Below are 15831 nucleotides of genomic sequence, written 5' to 3'. Positions count from 1 at the left end.
ACACTTGTCACGGAGGTGTGCACCATGGCCGACGCCGCCCTGCGGCTGACCACGCTTGCCGAGGAGCTCCTCGGGTCTGAACTACCTGTCCGTATCCGCGCCTGGGACGGAAGCGAATCCGGCCCTTCCGATGCCCCGCTCCTCGTCGTCCGAAGCCGCCGCGCGCTGCGCCGCCTGCTGTGGAAGCCCGGCGAACTCGGCCTGGCCCGCGCGTGGGTGGCAGGTGAGCTCGACGTGGAGGGCGATCTGTACGAGCTCCTCGACCGCCTCGCCGGGCTGCTCTGGGAGCGCGGCGCCGAGACCAAGTCCCGCGTCCACCCCGTGCGCGACCCGCGCCTGCGCGCCGCCGCCCGCGGCCTGATCGCCATCGCGGGCCCCTGGCCGCCGCCGCCCCCGCCCCCCGAGGAAGTCAGACGCCGCAGCGGACCGCTGCACACCAAGCGCCGCGACAAGGAGGCGATCAGCCACCACTACGACGTCGGCAACGACTTCTACGCACTCGTGCTCGGCCCCTCGATGGTCTACTCCTGCGCGTACTTCGACGATTCGGCCGAGGGGCTGACCCTCGAAGAGGCCCAGCACGCCAAGCTCGAACTGATCAGCCGCAAGCTGGCGCTCAGGGAAGGGACGCGGCTGCTGGACGTGGGGTGCGGCTGGGGCTCGATGGCGATGCACGCGGCGCGCGAGTACGGCGCCCGCGTCACCGGCGTCACCCTCTCCGCCGAGCAGGCGGCGTACGCCCGCAAGCGCATCGCCGACGAGGGCCTGACCGACCGCGTCGAGATCCGGGTGCAGGACTACCGGGACGTCAGGGACGGTCCGTACGACGCCATCTCCTCGATCGGGATGGCCGAGCATGTCGGCTCGGTCCAGTACCGGGAGTACGCCGACGACCTGTTCGCCCTGCTCAAGCCCGGCGGACGGCTGCTCAACCACCAGATCGCGCGGCGTCCCGAGCCCAACGAAGAGGCCTACCACGTCGACGAGTTCATCGACGCGTACGTCTTCCCGGACGGCGAGCTGGCTCCGCTCGGCCGGACCGTGGGGACGCTGGAGGAAGCGGGCTTCGAGGTCCGCGACGTCGAGTCGATCCGTGAGCACTACGCCCTGACGCTGCGCCAGTGGGTCGCCAACCTGGAGGCCAACTGGCCACAGGCCGTACGGGCGACCTCGCGGGGACGGGCCCGCGTCTGGCAGCTCTACATGGCGGCCTCCGCGCTCTCCTTCGAGCACAACAAGATCGGCGTCAACCAGGTCCTCGCCGTACGGCCGGGGGAGGGCGGTGCGTCAGGGATGCCGCTGCGCGCCCGGACCTGGAATCCGACCCCCCGATAACGCGCACGGCAAAGGGCCGGCCCCCGTGACGGGGACCGGCCCACTTCCGCGCGTACCGCCCAGGCCGCTACTCGGCCTTGATCGCCGCCAGCGGGTTCAGCCTGGCCGCGCTGCGCGCGGGCCACATCGCGGCGAGCACGCCCACCAGCGCGGCGGCCACCATGAAGACCGCGATCCGGCCGGCCGGGATCTGCATCGAGTACGTCTTCACCGAGTCGGCGATGCCGCTGCCCGCGGCCCAGCCGAGGAAGATCCCCAGGCCTACGCCGAGCACCGCGCCGAACAGCGAGATGACGACCGACTCAAGCCGCACCATCTGCTTGACCTTCGAGCGGTCGAGGCCGATGGCCCGCAGCATCCCGATCTCGTGCTTGCGCTCGAAGACCGACATGGCGAGGGTGTTGACGACACCGAGCACCGCGATCAGGACGGCCATGCCCAGCAGTCCGTACAGCATGTTCAGCATCAGGTTGATCGCGCCGCCGACCTCGTCGCTGATCGCCTGCTTGTCCTGGATCTTGATGGCGGGGTTGTCACCGAGGGCCTTGACGATGGAGGCCTCGGCCCGGTCGGACGTGCCGCCCTTCATCTTCACCAGAACCTGCTGGTCGGTGATCTTCTCCAGATGCGGGTCGACCACGGCGGTCGGCGTGAAGAGGCCGTTGATCATCTCGTTCGGCTCGTAGATGCCGATGATCTTCAGCCGGACGGACTTGCCGTCGTCGAACTTCACCGAGGCGGTGTCGCCCCGCTTCAGACCCTCCTTTTCGGCGGTCGTCGTGTCCACGACCGTGGTGTTGCCGGTCAGGCCGTCGAGCGAGCCACTGGTGAAATCGAGGCTCAGCAGGTCGCCGACGCGCTTCCCGTCGACACCGTTGACGCTGCTGAAGACGCCGCCGATCTCGCCGTACGCGGTGCGCATCGGGCTGCTCGCGGCCACCTCGGGCAGCGCGGCGAGCTTCTTGTGCACAGCCGGGGAAAGCGGCTGGTAGTTCGCCATCGAGACGGTGTAGTCGGCCTTCAGGGAGGCCGTGGCCATCTTGTTGATGGCGTTCTGCATGGACAGCGCGACGACCGTCATCGAGGTGATGAGGGTGAGGCCGATCATCAGCGCGGAGGCGGTGGAGGCGGTGCGCCGCGGGTTGCGCAGCGAGTTCTGCCGGGCCAGCTTGCCCGTGACACCGAACGGCTTCAGCAGCGGCGTCACGGCGGCGATGAACGGGCGGGACAGCAGCGGCGTGAGCACGATGGCGCCGATGAGGATCAGCGCGGCGCCCAGCGCCATGAACGGCATGCCGTCCGAGCCGCCGGTGGCCACGCCCATGAAGAGGGAGCCCGCTCCGAGCGCTGCGACGACCGAGCCGATGGTGTTGCGCACGACCAGGCCGCGCACGGTCGGGGAGGCGTGCACGCTGTTCATCGCGGCGACCGGCGGGATCTTCGCGGCCCTGCGGCCGGGCAGCCACGCGGCGAGCATGGTCACGACCACGCCGATGATCAGCGCGACGAACCCGGTCATGGGGGCGATGACGAGCGGGCCGTCCGGCAGCGAGCCGCCGAGGCCGTTGATCGCCGAGCGCAGACCGATGGCGATACCGATGCCCAGCACGAAGCCGGCCACCGCGGCGATCAGGCCGACGAGCAGCGCCTCGATCAGTACGGACCGGGTCACCTGGCGGCGCGAGGCGCCGATGGCGCGCAGCAGCGCCAGTTCCTTGGTGCGCTGGGCCACCAGCATGGTGAAGGTGTTGGCGATGATGAAGATGCCGACGAAGAGCGAGATGCCCGCGAAGTACAGCAGGACCTGGCTCATCGTGCTGGTCTGCTGGGTGATCATCGCGTCCTGGTCGGCGGCCAGGGAGTCGCCGGTGACGGCCACGGTGTCCTTGGGCAGGATCTTCTCGACCGCGCTCCTGAGCGCCTGCTGGGAGGTGCCCGCGGCGGCCTTGACGTCGATCTCGTCGTACTCGGTCTTGCCGAGCGCCTTGGCCGCGGTCGCGTTGTCGAACAGCACCAGGCTGCCGCCGGCCACCACACTGCCGTTGGAGGTGTCGAAGATGCCGCTGATCGTCTGCTGGGTCACGCGGCCGTCGGTGGACAGCCGGGCGGACTCGCCGACCTTGTAGCCGGTGCGCTCGGCGGTGCGGCTGTCCAGCGCGATCTCACCGGCCCGCTTCGGGGCCGACCCCTCGGTGAAGTCGTAGCGGACGTCCTTGCCGTCCGGGCCGGGGAAGTGGTTGGCGCCGGTGGTGCCCCAGTCCTGGCCGACGAGCTTGCCGTTCTTGTCGGCGAGCGCCGTGAAGCCGGAGACGTCACCGATCACGGACGCGGCGCCGGGGAGGTCCTGGACCTTCTTCAGCAGGGCGTCGGTGAGGACGGGCTTCTTCTTGGCGTCCTGGGCGCTGCCGGAGGAGTCGGACGGGCGGGAGTGGTCGGGCTGAATGGCGACCGACACATGGTCGAAGCTCTTCGCGGACTTGTTCTTGAAGGCGTTGCCGACGGTGTCGGAGAAGACCAGGGTGCCGGAGACGAAGGCCACGCCGAGCATTACGGCGAGCACGGTCATCAGCAGCCTGGCCTTGTGCGCGAGCACATTGCGCAGGGCGGTACGGAACATGTTTCTGTCAGTCCTGGGGTGGGGGCGGCCGGAGGGAAGCGAGCGCGTACGGACTCGTGCGGGTCAGCTGGTGCGGCCCTTGGAGTCGAACTCCTTCATCCGGTCGAGGACGCCGTCCGCGGTCGGGTGCAGCATCTCGTCGACGATCCGGCCGTCGGCCAGGAAGATCACGCGGTCCGCGTAGGAGGCGGCCACCGGGTCGTGGGTGACCATGACGACGGTCTGGCCCAGCTCGCGCACGGAATTGCGCAGGAAGCCCAGCACCTCGGCGCCGGAGCGCGAGTCCAGGTTTCCGGTGGGCTCGTCGCCGAACATGATCTCGGGACGGCTGGCCAGCGCGCGGGCCACCGCGACGCGCTGCTGTTGGCCACCGGAGAGCTCCGTCGGGCGGTGCTTGAGGCGCCCGGACAGGCCCACCATCTCGATGACCGTGTTCAGCCACTCCTTGTCGGGCTTGCGGCCCGCGATGTCCATCGGCAGCGTGATGTTCTCGGCGGCGGTGAGCGTCGGCAGCAGGTTGAACGCCTGGAAGATGAAGCCGATCTTGTCCCGCCGCAACTGCGTGAGCTGCTTGTCCTTGAGGGTGCCCAGCTCGGTCTCGCCGATCCGTACGGAGCCGGAGCTGAAGGAGTCGAGACCCGCGACGCAGTGCATCAGCGTCGACTTTCCGGAGCCGGACGGGCCCATGATCGCGGTGAACTCACCCTGACGGAAGTCCACGGTGACCCGGTCCAGGGCGACCACCTGGGTCTCGCCCTGCCCGTAAACCTTTGAGAGTTCCGTGGCGCGTGCGGCCACCGCGGTGGTGCGGTGGGCGGTGGCGGTGGGGGTGGTGGTCACGAGATGGCGCTCCTGTTTGGGACGTTTGAAGGGACCCCTTCATCGTCCCGTCCGTCCGGCGCCCGCGGATCAGCCCTCGTGCCCGTTCGGGTGGCCCTCTTGAGTCGCATCGCCGGGCACGCCCGTCCTCCTTTGGTATGACGTCGTCCCTGACGCCGTGCCGGGGGCCGTCCCTGAGCCCGGGCGAGGTGCGCGCAGTCGAGTTTGCGCCTTTCCCGCAGGCGGCCCTTTGTGCCCGTACACCGCCTCCGGCATGTGCCGACAGCGCATTGCCTGCGCTGACACACCCTCAGGCGCCCATAAAATAAGACAACATCGACCGGGTGTTCCGCTGTTCGGGGGAAGCGTCCGGATAGGCTCTGACCCGCGAATTGTGGAGCCGCGCACCTTGCCCGGATGGTGGAATGCAGACACGGCGAGCTTAAACCTCGCTGCCCTCACGGGCGTGCCGGTTCAAGTCCGGCTCCGGGCACCAGCCGTCGTAGGGCCCGACTCGGGCACCGGAGCCGGATGCCGTCGGAAAGGGCCACGGCCCGTCCGGGCTTCGGACGGGCGGGCCAGTCACACGATCCCTGATCTCTGACTCTCTGATCCCTGATCGCCGCGACCGCTGATGTTCCGTTCGAGACGACTGGTCTAGGACCAGCCGTTGTCGAGCATGACCGCCGGGCCGGGGGCGGACCAGCCGTTGTCGAGCTTGACCGCCGGGTCGGTGGTGGACCAGCCGTTGTCGGCAACAGTCCGGCCGGGGGTGGACTCCACGGCAGAGTGGCCGATAATGAGCGCCAGTGCCGTGGCGAAACCAGAGACAATCAGGGCGATTCGAGCAGTGAACGACTGCATGTGGAGTGTCCTTTAGTGAGAAGCCTGAAGGTGCGGACAGAGCGTCGCTGTGCGTCGTTGAGCGGCAGATTCCGATCCGGCCGGGTCCCGGTTGCCTTCGACGCCGTCAGCTTGCCGTCATCGCGGGCAGCCCGGCAGAGCATCTGACCCGCTGTATTCACGCCTGTCGCAAACACGAGGGGGGAACGCGATGGAGACGTTCGAGGAGGGAGCGCCGGCCGCGGAGCTGACCAGCGACGGCCTGAGGCTCTATGAGTACGCGGCCGGAGTGCTGTCGTTCACCCCGGAGGAGGCCCGCTGCGCGCTCGGCCTGGACGAGACGGAGCTGTCCTCGGCCGTCGCGCGGCTGGAGGGCCTGCGGCTGCTGCGGCGGGACGCCGACCACCCGGACCGGCTCACCGTGGTCTCGCCGCAGTTCGCGGCCGGGCAGTTGCTGTGGCCGATGGAGCGCCAGATCCGCCAGCAGTCCGAGAGCGTGGAGCGCATACGGACGGCCCTGTCCGCGTTGGGCCCCTGCTACCAGAACGGCCGGCAGCGCCAGCAGTCCAGGGAAGTGGAACTGCTGACCGATCTGGCCGACGTACGGCGGCTGATCGACCAGCTCACGGACAACTGCCGGACCGAGGCGCTCCATGTGCAGCCCGGCGGCGCCAGGGACCCGGAGGCGCTGCTCAAGGCGCGTGGCAGCATGGGGCGGCTGCTGGACCGCGGAGTCAGCAGCCGTTCGATCTATCAGCACCCGGCCCGCTACAGCCAGCACACGGTGGAGTTCGCCGAGTGGATGATGGAGCGCGGGGCCGAGGTGCGGACCCTGGCGGACGGGCCCGACCGGATGCTGATCTACGACCGCAAAGCGGCCGTGGTCAGCGTGCAGGGCGACTCCGCGCACGCTGTCGTCGTGTACGAGCCCAACCTGGTGGCGTTCATGGTGTCGTCCTTCGAGACCGCCTGGCGGGCAGCCGAACCCTTCCCGGTGGGCTTCGACCGCGAGTGGGCCAAGCAGGTCTCCGACGATCTGCGTCAGTCGATCGTCCGGCTGCTGACCGAGGGTCTCGACGACAAGGTCATCTCACGCCGGCTGGGCATGTCGGTGCGGACCGTGCAGCGTCACGTGGCCGAGATCATGCGCTCACTCGACGCGAAGAGCCGCTTCCAGACCGGCTATCTGATCGGTCTGGACAGGGGAGGCGCCCCGCTCGTGGAGCCGGGCGCGGTCACGACGGGCGGCTCACCACGGCGCGGCGGCGCTGCTCCTGGGGCGGCCCACGCCCCGGCGGCTGTGTCCGAGGGTCATCGCACGAATCACACTCGGGGTGATCTTTCCTTCGAGTAGCGGCTCCAGGACCGTGCCGAGCGCCGTCGCGAGGTGCAGGTTCTCGTCGTCCTCGGCGTGTGCCCGGGCCCGGGCGGCGGCCAGTTCCTTCCAGGCCAGGCCGGCCGGCGGGGCGCCGGGCAGGGTCATCACGTACTCGTACTCGGTCTCGTAGGGGCCGCTGTGCGGCGCCCGGATCCACCACGGCGGCGGGAACAGCGGCTCGGCCGCGCCCGGCTGCCCCAGCGGCGGCACCGGCGGGACGACCAGGCGAGGGGCCCGGCCGGTGAGCCGGGCCACGGCGCGCAGGGCCGCGTCGGCCGGGGCGGCGTCCCCGGCCAGGCGCTCGCTGGGCAGTTCGAGGCCGCCGCCGGGCAGGACGCCGAGGAGCCAGGGCTGCCGGCCGTCCGGGCCGGGGCCGGGCGTACGGGCGTACACGAAACAGCGCAGGCCGAGGGCGGCGGAGTGGACGGGGATCACCGGGCGGGCAGCCGGTCGGAGAGGCCGAGCACCAGAAGGGCCAGGTTGACCCCGGGCCTGCCGAGTTCCTCGCTGTAACGGTCGATGACCACGTTCTCCTCGGCCAGCGAGGTCCGGGAGCTGCCGGAGCTCACGCGGGCGCGGGTCTGCTGCCGGGCGGCTGCCGCGCGGCGGCCGACGAGGCGGATGATCTGCTCGTCGAGGGTGGCGATGTCTTCGGACATGGTGCGCTCCAGTTCCGGTTCCTGGTCTTGGCGGTGAGGTCGGTGGGGGTCAGCCGGCGGGTACGAGATCCGGGTCGGTGGGGGCGGAGGTGGTGCCGCGGGTCCCGCGGCGCAGGGTGGTGAGGGCGACGAGGCCGCAGAGCGCGGCGAGGGGCAGCCAGACCCAGGCCGCGTGGTCCGTGGTGATCAGGGCGATGCCGATCGAGGGGCCGAAGAGCATGCCGACACCCATCATCGAGTTGCACAGGGCGCTGGCGCGAGTGAGCTCGCCGTCGGGCACCTTGGAGATCAGCCAGGGGTGGAAGGAACAGGAGTACGCGCACTCGCCCAGGGCGAAGAAGACGGCGTACAGCAGCAGTCCGGCGAGCTGGAGCGGGCCGGCGCCGAAGGCGGTGACACCGGCCAGGACGAGGCCGGTGGCCCACAGGGCGACGGCGATGCGCAGTCCGTGCTCCTCGGGGCGCTTCTCCAGCAGCTTGGTGATCGGGCGCTGGCAGCCCACGATGACCACGACGTTGAGGGTGAGCATCACGGAGATCCAGCCGATGCCGGTGTCCATGAGCTGGTCGGCGACCAGCGGCGCGGTGGCCTCGAACTGGCTGTAGCCGATGAGGTAGGCGCCGAACTGGAAGAGCGCGGCGCCGAGGGCGGCCCGGACGAGCAGGGCGGTGCCGAGCGCGGGGGCGGCGGGGGCCGCCGGGACCTCGGTGTCGCCGGCCTTGCCGTCCTCGGCGCTCTGTACGCTTTCGGCGCTCTCTGCGCTCTCGGCGTTTTCGGGGGCCTCGGTCACCTCCGGGACCCGGCGGGCCAGTCCCAGGGCGAAGGCCACCGGGAGGTAGCCGACCGCGTTGGCGATCAGCAGCCAGGTGATGGCCTCGCGGGAGAAGACGGTGAGGAAGAGCCCGGCCACCAGGGACCCGGCGGCCAGCGTGGCGTTGAGGATCTGGTAGCGGCGGGCGAAGACCTGGCGCCGTTCCCCGGGCGGCACCAGGGAGTTGACGATCGGGATGATGGCGGCCATGAAGCAGCCCTGCCCGGCACCGCCGAGGACGGCCGCGGCGCCCGCGGCGACGAGCGTGTCGCCGCGGGTCAGCAGGAGGAAGCAGCCGAGCCACAGGAGCAGGCCGGTGATGCCGAGGGCGTGTCGCGGAATCCGTACGGCGGCCGAGGCGAGCAGCAGCGAGACGGCGAGGTTGGCGATGCCGGAGACGCCGTAGTAGACGGCGACGCCGGTGGTGCCGATGCCGGGCTGGGCGGCCAGGTGGATGCCGATGAACGGGAAGACCATGCCGTAGCAGAACGACGACAGGCCGTGCAGGACCAGGATGCGGTTGACCGACCTGCGGCGCAGAGCGGGCAGGTCGCCGGACGTCTGGGGCATGCGGGTACGTACCTTCCGGTGAGATCAGCGGGATCAGCGGGATACGAGCGCGAGCACCCGGGCCGGGCTGCCGGAACCGCCGACGATGGGCAGCGGCGCGGCGATCAGCACGGCGCCCTGCGGGGGGAGCCGGTGCAGGTTGCGGAGCTGGGTGACCCCGTACTTGCCGGCGCCGTGGAAGTACCAGTGGCAGGGGTACGGCTGGTCCCCGAACTCGCCCGCCTGGCCCGCGTCCGTACCGACGGTCTCCACGCCGATGCCGATGATCCCGGTCTCCTCGGCCAGCCACTGGGCGCAGGAGGGCGAGATGCCGGGCGTGTGCCGGTCGTTGAGGAAGGCCTCCTGGGAGCCCTGCCGGGACTCCCAGCCGGTGCGGTAGAGCAGCCAGCCGCCGGGGGCGAGCGGGCCGTACCGCTCCTGCCATGCCTCGACGTGGTGGCGCTCCAGGAGGAAGTCGGGGTCGGCGGCGGCCTCGGCGGAAAAGTCCAGTACGGAGGCCGGGCCGACCAGGCGCTGCGGGGGGACCTGGGAGACGTCGTCGAGGTCCTTGCCGGTGAGCCAGTGGATGGGGGCGTCGAAATGGGTGCCGGTGTGCTCGGAGAGGCGGATGTTGTTCCAGTAGACGGTGGGGCCGGCCTCGTCGTAGTGGGAGATGACCTCGCGCTCGAAGGCCCAGGGCTGGCCGCGCTCCGGCGGGAGCTGGATGAGCGGGGTCTCCTCGGAGAGCGGCGAGGTGAGGTCGACCACTTCCACCGAGCCGTCGAGCAGGCCGGTCAGCAGGGGGGCGAGGGTCTGGGTGTCCACGGAGGCGGGCATGTCACTTCTCCCCGGTCGTGCGGGCGATGGTGGACCAGTGCCGGTAGTCGGGGTGCTGTCCCCGGACGACCGAGTCGTACAGCTCCTGGAGCTTGCGGACCGTCACGCCCGGGCTCCCGTCGCCGACCGGTATGCGGTCGAGGCTGGTGACGGGGGCGATCTCGGCGAGGGTGCCGGCGACGAAGATCTCGTCGGCGGTGTAGAGCTCGGTGCGGTCGATCTCACGGCGCTCCATGGGGATGCCGAGTTCCCGCCGGGCGAGCTCGCCGATGGTGGCGACGGTGATGCCTTCCAGTACGCCGCTGGTGCCGGGCGGGGTGATGAGCTTGCCGTCGTGCAGCATCGCCACGCAGGAACCTGGGGCCTCCGAGACGCTGCCGCGCTGGTTGAGCAGGAGGGTGGTGTCGTAGCCGTTGCGGATCGCCTCGTGGTGGGCGAGGCGGCTGTTGTGGTAGTTGGCGCCCGCCTTGATGCGCGGCGGCATGGAGTCGTCGCTGATGCGGCGCCAGGAGGAGACGGTGGCGGACAGGCCGCTCTCGAAGCCACGGCCGCGCGGGGCGCGGGTGGTGGTGATGTGGACGCCGGCGTCGTCGGTGTGGCTGAGCGGGTCCGCGTTCGGGCCCATGTTGAAGTACGAGACGACGCAGATGTGTGCGTCCTCCTCGAAGCGGTTGGCCTCCAGGACGTCGAGCACGCCCTGCTTCAGCTCCTCGTCGGAGAAGGCGATCTCCATGCGCAGGCTCTTCATCGAGCGGCGCAGCCGGGCCAGGTGCTCGTCGATCCGGAAGACCGCGAGGCCCTCGCCGTCGGGGCGGCGGTAGGCGCGCAGCCCCTCGAAGACGTTGGCGCCCCAGAAGGCTCCCTGGGAGCGGGCGTGGACGGTGCACTGGTCCCAGTCGACGACGGTGCCGTTGAGCCAGGCGTGGGTGGGCAGTTCGGGTGTGGTCACTTCATGCTCCTGCGCGAGGGTGAGGGGCGGTCAGACGGTGGCGGGGACGCGCGGCGCGGCGGCCGGGGCGGCAGCGGGAGCGGCGGCCACGGCGCAGCGGGCGAGGGCGGCGCCGAAGGTCTCGGGCCGGCCGGCGTCGGCCAGTGCGCCGAGGTGGCCGTCGGGGCGGACGATCAGGCAGGTGCCCTCGTCGGCCCGGTACGCCCCGCGCAGCACGCTGTCGCGGTCGCGCAGCACGGTGACGCCCTCGGGCATGTCCGCCGCGGAGCCGGCGGCCGGTACGGCGAGTTCGCCCTCGCGCAGGACCACGATCAGGTTCGCGGTCAGGCCGCGGGTGTCGGCGAGCGCCCGCTCGGCGAAGGCGCGCGCGGCGTCCCGGTCCGGGGCGAAGTACAGGCCGGTGAAGCCGGCGCCGTACAGCTCGCGGACGCGGCCGGCGCCGGGGGCGTCGATCCGCGCGTCGGGGGCGAAGGCTCCCATCAGCGGGTGGCGGCCGGCGGACTCCACGACGGGGGAGTCGACGTAGGTGTGGGGCTCGGCCATCCTGCCGCTGTTGACCTTGTCGCGGGCGCCCTGGAAGGGCTGGGAGAGGAACAGCAGCGCCTTGCGCGCGAGCCGGCGCGCCAGATTCGGCGGCACCATGAACTTGATGGTGGCCTCGGTGACGGCGAGGTTCTCCCTGGCGGCCGCGTAGCGCTCGTCGTGGTAGGTGTCGAGGAGCGCGTCCCCGGCTTTGTCCTGCATGACCAGGGCCAGCTTCCAGGCCAGGTTGTCGGCGTCCTGAATACCGCTGTTCATGCCCCGTGAGCCGTACGGCGGCAGGGAGTGGGCGGAGTCGCCGGCGAAGAAGATCCGGCCGATGCGGAACTTCTCGACCACGCGCTGGTGGAAGCGGTAGGTGGACAGCCAGTCGATCTCGTAGTCGACGTCTCCGATGACGGCGCGCACCCGCCGGTCGAAGCGGCCGTCCGCGCGCTCGGCCTCGATGTCGGTCTCGGGGGCGAGCTGCCAGTCGATGCGCCAGATGTCGTTCGGCTGCGGGTGCATGACGAGCTGACGGCCCGGATTGAAGGGCGGGTCGTAGTGGAAGTGGCGCTCCTTGGCGAGCGGCAGTTTCACCTTCAGGTCGGTGATCAGGAAGCGGTCCTGGTGGCTGTAGCCGGTCCACTCGACGCCGGTGAGCTTGCGCATCGGGCTGCGGACGCCGTCGCAGGCGACGACGTACTGGCAGCGGTAGTCGCGCGGGCCGTCCGGAGTGTCGGCGACGACGGTGACGGTGTCGCCGTCCTGCTCGACGCCGGTGATCTCGTGGGCCCAGCGGACCTCGGTGAGCGGGTCGGCCTCGACCTTCTCCAGCAGCAGTTGCTCGATGCGGAACTGGGAGATGTTCACGAACGGGCCGTAGCCGATCCGGCGGGTGTACTCGGCGGCGCGGATCTCCTTGCCGCGCACATAGGTACGGGCCGTGGTCCAGGTGACGCCCTCGGCGCCGATGGTCTCGGCGCAGCCGAACTTGTCGAGTACCTCCAGCACGTCGCCCTGGATGAGGCACGCCTTGGAGCCCTGCTTGCGCAGCTCGGGGTCGCGCTCGAAGAGGACGCTCGGGATGCCGAAGGAGGCCAGGCGGGCGGCCAGGGCCATACCGACGGGCCCGGCACCGACGATGCCTACGGGGATCAGGTCGCTGTTCATGCTGCCTCTTCGCTCTCTGTACGGGGTGCGGCGGCGGTGGGGGCGTCGGTGCCAGGGGCGTCGGCGTCGGGCGTTTCGGTGACGCTGCGGAAGACCGGGATCTTCCGTACCGAGCTGAGATACGGGGTGCCTTCGGTCGCGCCGGTGCCCGAGCGGGTGCCGAGCATCCGGACGGCGATCCGGTAGTGCGTCTGGCGCCAGCGGCGCAGGGCGCCGGCGAACCCGAGCATCGAGGCGGTCAGCAGGTCGCGGTCGGCGGCGCTGAAGCGGATGTCGGTGAGGGCGGCGCCGCAGGCTTCGTCGAGGGTGGGCTGGCCCGCCAGGATCCGCCCGCGTACCTCGGGGGTGGAGCGGTAGGCGGGGGAGTCCAGCCGGTCCTGGTCGGGGACCCGGCACAGGGACTCGACCAGTTTGTAGTTGCGGGACTGGATGGCGCTCGCGCCGTCGGTGAACTCGCGGAAGACGCGGAAGGATTCGACCTGCATGGTGGCCAGCAGCGAGAACAGCGGGGCCGACTCGGCGAGAACGGTCTCGGCGACCGCGAGGTGCCCGGTCGCGTCCCCGGTCCGGGCGCCGTCCAGGTCCCCGATGGCCGTACGGATGCTCAGGGCCAGCAGCGCGAAGGTGGTCTCGAAGGTCTGGAGCACCCGGATGAACATGTGCTCGTCGTGCGATATGTAGACCGGCAGCATGCTGAGCTTCAGCACCTGGCGCTCGTGCGGGTCCAGCAGTTCGCCGTCGACGAGCTCCCACAACTGGGCGGCCTGGCCGGCCGGGTCGGCGGCGGTGAGCCGCTCGCCGTACCCGAGCCTGGCCAGTGCGGGCTTGGCCACCCGGACGGCGAGCCGGCAGCGCTTCTCCACCATCCGGGCGTCGGGCCGCATCTCCGGGAGCCACGCGGTGCGCCCCTCGGCGGCGGCCAGCTCGAACCGCAGCAGGTCGGCGAGGAGCTGGACGGTCAGCCGGTCACGGGTGACACGGGCGGCCGGGACGGCGCCCGGCCCGTCGTCGGCGGTCGGCAGGCCGAGCACGCTGAGTGAGGTGTACGTGGGGTAGTCGTACCGGCCGTCCCACTTGTCGAGCGCGGTGTCCAGGAACCGGTCGAGCAGCAGCCGGTGGGCCGCGTCGGCGGGTGTGGGCGCCAGCGGGGGGAGCCGCTCCCTGGCCAGGGCGAGGGACTTCAGGATCTCGTCACAGACGAAGTGCTTACCGACGCGGTGGAACTCGTGGGTCACCGCGGGGTACGGAAACCGGCTGGGTACGGGATCGGCCAGCCAGTCGGTCAGCTCTTTCACGCTGCGGGTCTCACCTTCGGGAGTGGGACGGAAAGGGCGGGGCCGGTCAGTGCGCGGAACTCGCGCATGGCCTGGCAGAGGGCCTCCACGTCGTCCGTGGAGTTGTAGTAGTGGAAGGACAGGCGTACGACGGGCCCGCGCGGGCTTACGGCGATGCCCTGGCCGGCCAGCCAGCCGGCGAGGGCGCGCGGGTCGGCGTCGTACAGGCCGAGGTGGGCGCCCTGCAGTTCCGGCGTCTCGGCCTTGCGGACCCGTTCGCCCTGGGCGACGAGGGTGCGCGCGGTGCGGTCGGTCAGCGCGGAGATGTGGCGCCGTACGTCGGCCAGGTCGACGCCCCGGAACAGCTCCAGCGCGGCGTTGGCGGCGTACACGGCGGACACCGCGGGGGTACCGGTCTCGAAGCGCCGGGCGATGGCCGGGAAGTCGAGCCGCAGCGGGTTGAACGCCATCGGCTCCCCCCGCCCGAACCAGCCGGTGAGCTGCGGGTCCTGATCTCCCGTCAGGCCGGAGCGGGCGTAGAGGAAGGCCAGGCCGGGGAGTCCGGCGAGGTACTTCATCGTCCCCGCGACGAGGTAGTCGCAGCCGATGTCGGCGACGTCCACCGGCATCACGCCGACGGCCTGGTAGGCGTCGACGAAGGTCAGCGCCCCGGCGGCCCGGCCGGCTTCGACGATCTCCGCGACCGCCGGCCGCTCGGCGAACTGGTAGGTGGACATGGGGACCGACACCAGCGCGGTGCCGTCGCCCACGGCCGCCAGGTAGTCGGCGGGCCGGATGCGGCCGGTTCCCTGGTCGCCGGTGAAGATCACCCGGGCGCCGCGCGGCTGCTGGGCGAGCCAGACGTGCGCGACGGACGGGAACTCCTCGACGGTGGTGACGATGTCGACGCGGGTCTCCAGGGAGAGCGTGGAGACCACTTGGTAGGCGCCGATGGAGGCGTTGGGCAGGATCGCGATCTGGTCCGGGCCCGCGCCGATCAGGGCCGCGAAGCGCTGCCGGGCCTCCTCGATCTCCTCCTCGAACCGGGCCCAGGGGGCGCCGTGGGCCGCGACCGCCTCCTGCATCCGCTCCAGCGCCTCGTCGACGGCGTCGGACCGGGCACCGAGACTGCAGCTCGCCAGGTGGACCGTGCGCTCCAGCATCGGGAAACCGCGGCGGAAGGCGGCGGCCGTGACGGGTGCGACGGCGGGGGCCATGGGGGCCTTGGGGGCCGGGGAGGGCGCGGTGGCCGCGCCGGCGCGGCTCATGCCGTACTCGCTGCGGCGGGCGGCACGCCCCCGCCTCCGGTCACCGGACAGACCGGCGGCGCGACCTCTTCGGCGTATTCGGGAGCCGGTTCGGCGTCACCCATGGGGCCGGTCAGGGTCAGCTCGGTCCGCAGTTCCCACAGTCGCGGGAAGAACTTGTGGCTGATCAGCTTGGCCAGGAAGTCGACCGGCGCGCCCTTGGTGCCGACCACGGAGTGGCCGATGACCCGCGTGGCCATCTTGTAGTGCTGGGCGCGCCACAGCGAGATCCGCTCGTCCCAGTCGATCATCGCCTCGGCCAGCCGGTACTCCGCGGTGTCGTGGCCGTTGGTGTAGACCTCCACGAGGTCGGTGCCGCGAGCCTCGATCAGCCGGTGGAAGGACTTCTCCAGGTCCTGGCTGACCAGCCGGGCCGTCTTCCAGCCCGGAGACTCGAAGCCCGAGCCGTGGCCGAGGACGGTGCGGATGATCTGGAAGTCCGAGGGCGCGAGGTGCCGCATCATCTCGAGCTGGTCGGCGGTCATGCGTACGCCGAGTGAGGCGCGGCCGAGCAGCCGGGCCGCGGTGTCAAGCTGCCCCGCGTCGATCTGCCGGCCCGCCTCCGCGACCTCGTAACAGGCGAGCTTGAGCCACAGCTCGGTCGACTGGTGGACGACCTGGAAGAGCATCTCGTCCCGGTGGATCATGTCCTCCGGGCGGCGCTGAAGCGACAGCAGAGTGTCGGTGCGCATGTAGCGCGTGTAGTCGTTGTCCCCTTCTCCGGCGAGTACGGGAACCGAGTAGTCCTTGGACACGATGCT

General features: G+C 70.9%; 14 protein-coding genes and 1 tRNA gene. 3 read left to right on the top strand and 12 right to left on the bottom strand.

Annotated features, from left to right (window positions below):
- The first annotated feature begins 24 nt into the window (after positions 1-24).
- On the top strand, positions 25-1335 hold the full coding sequence (locus G412_RS0103265; protein ID WP_028810811.1) for an SAM-dependent methyltransferase: 1311 nt from the start codon (positions 25-27) through the stop codon (positions 1333-1335).
- 67 nt (positions 1336-1402) lie between these two features.
- On the opposite strand, the gene G412_RS0103260 is transcribed toward G412_RS0103265, so the two are convergent.
- Both G412_RS0103260 and G412_RS0103255 read right to left on the bottom strand, forming a co-directional pair.
- A complete protein-coding gene (locus tag G412_RS0103260; RefSeq protein ID WP_028810810.1) occupies positions 1403-3952 on the bottom strand; it encodes an ABC transporter permease in 2550 nt (849 codons plus the stop codon).
- A gap of 63 nt (positions 3953-4015) precedes the next feature.
- Complete coding sequence (locus tag G412_RS0103255; RefSeq protein ID WP_028810809.1) at positions 4016-4792, bottom strand: ABC transporter ATP-binding protein; 777 nt, start codon at positions 4790-4792, stop codon at positions 4016-4018.
- 390 nt (positions 4793-5182) lie between these two features.
- Here G412_RS0103255 and G412_RS0103250 point away from each other — a divergent pair.
- Positions 5183-5267, top strand: a tRNA-Leu gene (locus tag G412_RS0103250).
- Between the two features lie 161 nt (positions 5268-5428).
- Here G412_RS0103250 and G412_RS0103245 read toward each other — a convergent pair.
- Positions 5429-5635: a hypothetical protein gene (locus G412_RS0103245; protein ID WP_028810808.1), complete on the bottom strand. Its 207-nt coding sequence runs from the start codon at positions 5633-5635 to the stop codon at positions 5429-5431.
- A 190-nt stretch (positions 5636-5825) separates the two neighbouring features.
- On the opposite strand from G412_RS0103245, the gene G412_RS33080 reads away from it, so the two are divergent.
- Positions 5826-6968, top strand: coding sequence for a helix-turn-helix transcriptional regulator (locus G412_RS33080; protein ID WP_051338094.1), 1143 nt, complete (start codon positions 5826-5828; stop codon positions 6966-6968).
- Here the strand turns inward: G412_RS33080 and G412_RS0103235 are convergent.
- From G412_RS0103235 to G412_RS33050, 9 genes are read right to left on the bottom strand one after another with little or no spacing between them, the layout of a single operon-like run.
- Positions 6864-7427 carry a hypothetical protein gene (locus tag G412_RS0103235; protein WP_028810807.1) on the bottom strand — a complete coding sequence of 188 codons (564 nt, stop codon included), beginning with the start codon at positions 7425-7427 and terminating at the stop codon, positions 6864-6866. The two genes, G412_RS33080 and G412_RS0103235, sit on opposite strands and share 105 nt — an antisense overlap.
- Positions 7424-7651, bottom strand: coding sequence for a chorismate mutase family protein (locus G412_RS33075; RefSeq protein ID WP_051338093.1), 228 nt, complete (start codon positions 7649-7651; stop codon positions 7424-7426). Before G412_RS33075 ends, G412_RS0103235 begins: the two co-directional genes overlap by 4 nt.
- 49 nt (positions 7652-7700) lie before the next feature.
- The gene (locus G412_RS33070; RefSeq protein WP_078606762.1) at positions 7701-9032 is read right to left on the bottom strand and encodes an MFS transporter; all 1332 of its coding nucleotides are present in this window, start codon (positions 9030-9032) and stop codon (positions 7701-7703) included.
- Between the two features lie 33 nt (positions 9033-9065).
- Positions 9066-9848 (bottom strand): cyclase family protein, encoded by a 783-nt coding sequence (locus G412_RS0103220; RefSeq protein WP_051338092.1) that lies wholly within the window; start codon positions 9846-9848, stop codon positions 9066-9068.
- Between the two features lies 1 nt (position 9849).
- Positions 9850-10797, bottom strand: a complete 948-nt coding sequence (ilvE, locus tag G412_RS0103215; RefSeq protein WP_028810805.1) for a branched-chain-amino-acid transaminase — start codon at positions 10795-10797, stop codon at positions 9850-9852.
- A gap of 30 nt (positions 10798-10827) precedes the next feature.
- Positions 10828-12489: an FAD-dependent monooxygenase gene (locus G412_RS33065; protein ID WP_051338091.1), complete on the bottom strand. Its 1662-nt coding sequence runs from the start codon at positions 12487-12489 to the stop codon at positions 10828-10830.
- Entirely contained in the window at positions 12486-13784 is a 1299-nt protein-coding gene (locus tag G412_RS33060) for a tryptophan 2,3-dioxygenase (RefSeq protein ID WP_244282836.1), read from the bottom strand. The genes G412_RS33065 and G412_RS33060 overlap by 4 nt, the downstream gene beginning before the upstream one ends.
- A complete protein-coding gene (locus tag G412_RS33055; protein ID WP_244282835.1) occupies positions 13781-15031 on the bottom strand; it encodes an aminotransferase class V-fold PLP-dependent enzyme in 1251 nt (416 codons plus the stop codon). The genes G412_RS33060 and G412_RS33055 overlap by 4 nt, the downstream gene beginning before the upstream one ends.
- Positions 15028-15825: a tryptophan 2,3-dioxygenase family protein gene (locus G412_RS33050; RefSeq protein ID WP_244282834.1), complete on the bottom strand. Its 798-nt coding sequence runs from the start codon at positions 15823-15825 to the stop codon at positions 15028-15030. The genes G412_RS33055 and G412_RS33050 overlap by 4 nt, the downstream gene beginning before the upstream one ends.
- Positions 15826-15831 lie beyond the last annotated feature (6 nt).

Origin of the sequence: Streptomyces flavidovirens DSM 40150 (assembly GCF_000429085.1) — a bacterium.
In the GTDB taxonomy this organism is placed as follows: domain Bacteria; phylum Actinomycetota; class Actinomycetes; order Streptomycetales; family Streptomycetaceae; genus Streptomyces; species Streptomyces flavidovirens.
This window is presented reverse-complemented; position numbering and strand designations above follow the sequence as displayed.

Excerpts from the sequence above, each read along its gene's own strand:
- G412_RS33070 (WP_078606762.1), bottom strand. The coding sequence starts at position 9,032 with ATGCCCCAGACGTCCGGCGACCTGCCCGCTCTGCGCCGCAGGTCGGTC.
- G412_RS33055 (WP_244282835.1), bottom strand. The coding sequence starts at position 15,031 with ATGAGCCGCGCCGGCGCGGCCACCGCGCCCTCCCCGGCCCCCAAGGCC.
- G412_RS33075 (WP_051338093.1), bottom strand. The coding sequence starts at position 7,651 with ATGTCCGAAGACATCGCCACCCTCGACGAGCAGATCATCCGCCTCGTC.
- G412_RS0103265 (WP_028810811.1), top strand. The coding sequence starts at position 25 with ATGGCCGACGCCGCCCTGCGGCTGACCACGCTTGCCGAGGAGCTCCTC.
- G412_RS0103220 (WP_051338092.1), bottom strand. The coding sequence starts at position 9,848 with ATGCCCGCCTCCGTGGACACCCAGACCCTCGCCCCCCTGCTGACCGGC.
- G412_RS33065 (WP_051338091.1), bottom strand. The coding sequence starts at position 12,489 with ATGAACAGCGACCTGATCCCCGTAGGCATCGTCGGTGCCGGGCCCGTC.
- G412_RS33080 (WP_051338094.1), top strand. The coding sequence starts at position 5,826 with ATGGAGACGTTCGAGGAGGGAGCGCCGGCCGCGGAGCTGACCAGCGAC.
- G412_RS0103260 (WP_028810810.1), bottom strand. The coding sequence starts at position 3,952 with ATGTTCCGTACCGCCCTGCGCAATGTGCTCGCGCACAAGGCCAGGCTG.
- G412_RS0103245 (WP_028810808.1), bottom strand. The coding sequence starts at position 5,635 with ATGCAGTCGTTCACTGCTCGAATCGCCCTGATTGTCTCTGGTTTCGCC.